The 2,117-nt window shown below is 65.5% G+C and carries 2 protein-coding genes and 1 pseudogene; all 3 read right to left on the bottom strand.

Annotated elements, in window-relative coordinates; genetic code table 11:
* Window positions 1-781: amino acid ABC transporter substrate-binding protein (locus EPO41_RS15230; RefSeq protein WP_296326598.1), on the bottom strand; the 781-nt coding region annotated here is incomplete at its 3' end.
* A gap of 80 nt (window positions 782-861) precedes the next feature.
* Entirely contained in the window at window positions 862-1,761 is a 900-nt protein-coding gene (locus tag EPO41_RS15225) for an amino acid ABC transporter substrate-binding protein (RefSeq protein ID WP_363246974.1), read from the bottom strand.
* Window positions 1,762-1,996: 235 nt separating this feature from the next.
* Window positions 1,997-2,117, bottom strand: a pseudogene (locus tag EPO41_RS15220) (amino acid ABC transporter substrate-binding protein); the annotation flags it as partial.

Raw genomic sequence — 2,117 nt, 5'->3', positions numbered from 1 at the left:
CGTACTCCTCGGCCTCGATCATGGCGTAGAGCGACCAGCGCACGATGTCGGCGAACTGGTTGTCGCCGTGGCGCACCACCGGTCCCAGCGGCTCCTTCGAGATGATCTCCGGCAGGATGACGTAATCGTCGAAGGTCTGCGGCGCCGGCACGTTGGCGGCCCGCGTCGCGGCCAGGCTAGACGCGTCGGTCGTGTAGACGTCGCAGCGGCCGGAGAAGAAGGCCGCGCGGATCTCGTCGACCTTCTCGATGACGACCGGCTTGAAGGTCATCTTGTTGGCGCGGAAGTAGTCGGCCAGGTTGAGCTCGGTCGTGGTGCCGGGGGCGACGCAGACGGTGGCGCCGTTCAGCTCCTTGGCGCTCTTCACGCCGAGCTTCTTCGGCACCAGGAAGCCCTGGCCGTCATAGTAGTAGACGCCGGTGAAATCGAGGCCGAGCGCGGTGTCCCGGGTCAGTGTGTAGGTCGCATTGCCCATCACGATGTCGACTTCGCTCGACTGGAGCGCGGTGAAGCGCTGCTGGGAGGTGAGGGGAACGTACCTGACCTTGTCGGCATCGCCGAAGATCGCGGCCGCGACGGCGCGGCAGACGTCGACCGAGAGACCCTTCCACTTGCCCTGGCTGTCGGCCAGCATGAAGCCCGCGGTCCCGATGCCGACCCCGCAATTCACCATGCCGCGCGCTCTTACGGCGTCGAGATCCTTGCCCGCCTGGGCCGTCCCGGCGAACCCGAGGACGGTTGCGGCCAACCCCGCGGCTGCTGCCATGAACCCTTTACGCATTTCACCTCCCGTTGTTCTTGGATCCCAGAATGCCGCCTTCTTCCGGAGGCTTGCAAGCCGCAGGCCAAAACGCGGGGAGATCAGCGGATCGGCGGGGCGTACAGCATCCCGCCGTCGCGCCAGGGCCCGTTCAGGCCGCGCGGGATCTTGAGCACCGTGTTGGGCCCGAGATTGCGGTCGAACACCTCGCCATAGTTCCCGACCTGCTTCACGATGTTGTAGGCCCATTTCTCGTCGACCCCGAGCGCCTTGCCCATGCCCGGCGTGACGCCGAGGATGCGTTTCAGGGCGGGATTCTCGCTTTTCAGCGCTTCGTCGACGTTTCGGGACGTGATCCCGTATTCCTCGGCCTCGATCATGGCGTAGAGCGACCAGCGCACGATATCGGCGAACTGGTTGTCGCCGTGGCGGACCGCCAGACCCAGCGGCTCCTTGGTAATGGTGCGGGGCAGGATCGAGTAATCGCTGGGATTGGGGGCGTAGGCGGCGCGGGTCGCGTAGAGGTTCGACAGGTCCGCCGTGAGCACATCGCAGCGGCCGGAAAAAAAGGCGGCGCGCAGATCGTCGATCCTGTCGAGCAGGACCGGCTTGAAGGTCATCTTGTTCAGGCGGAAATAGTCGGCGACGTTGGCTTCGGTCGTGGTGCCGGGCTGCACGCAGACCGTGGCCCCGTTGAGGTCGCTCACGACCCGCTTCCCGAGCTTGCGCGGCACCATGAAGCCCTGCCCGTCATAGTAGTAGATGCCGGCGAAATCGACGCTGGCGTCCCGGGCCAGGGTGACGGTGGAATTGGAAGCGAGGAGGTCGACCTCGCCGGATTCGAGGGCCGGGAAGCGCTTCAGCGGCTCGAGCGGGACGTACTTCACCTTGCTCGCGTCCCCGAACAAGGCGGCCGCCGTGGCGCGGCACATGTCGATCGAAAGCCCGCGCCAGACCCCCTGGCTGTCGGCATGCATGAAGCCCACGAGGCCCGCGTTCACGCCGCAGACGAGTTGCCCCCGTGCCTTGACCGCGTCTAGTCCCGATCCGGCCACGACCTGCGTTGCTGCGAAAGCCGAAACGCCGACAATCACAGATAGTATGAATTTTAGCATTGTGTCCCCCGACACTTCCCCCCCATCCCAGACTGCGCGCATCGCAGGGACTTTTGCAACGGCCAAAGAAAAACCGCCGCCCTTTCGGGCGGCGGTTCGCAATGCTGTCGTATCCGGAAGCTTAGCGGATCGGCGGTGCGTACTGCAGGCCGCCCTGGGTCCACAGAGCGTTCTGGCCGCGGGCGATCTTGAGCGGCGAGCCCATGCCGACGTTGCGGTCGAAGACCTCGCCGTAGTTCCCG

This window comes from Reyranella sp., from assembly GCF_004297265.1.
In the GTDB taxonomy this organism is placed as follows: Bacteria; Pseudomonadota; Alphaproteobacteria; order Reyranellales; family Reyranellaceae; genus Reyranella.
Note: the sequence above shows the minus strand (reverse complement) of the source record. Positions and strands in the feature narration are given on the sequence as shown.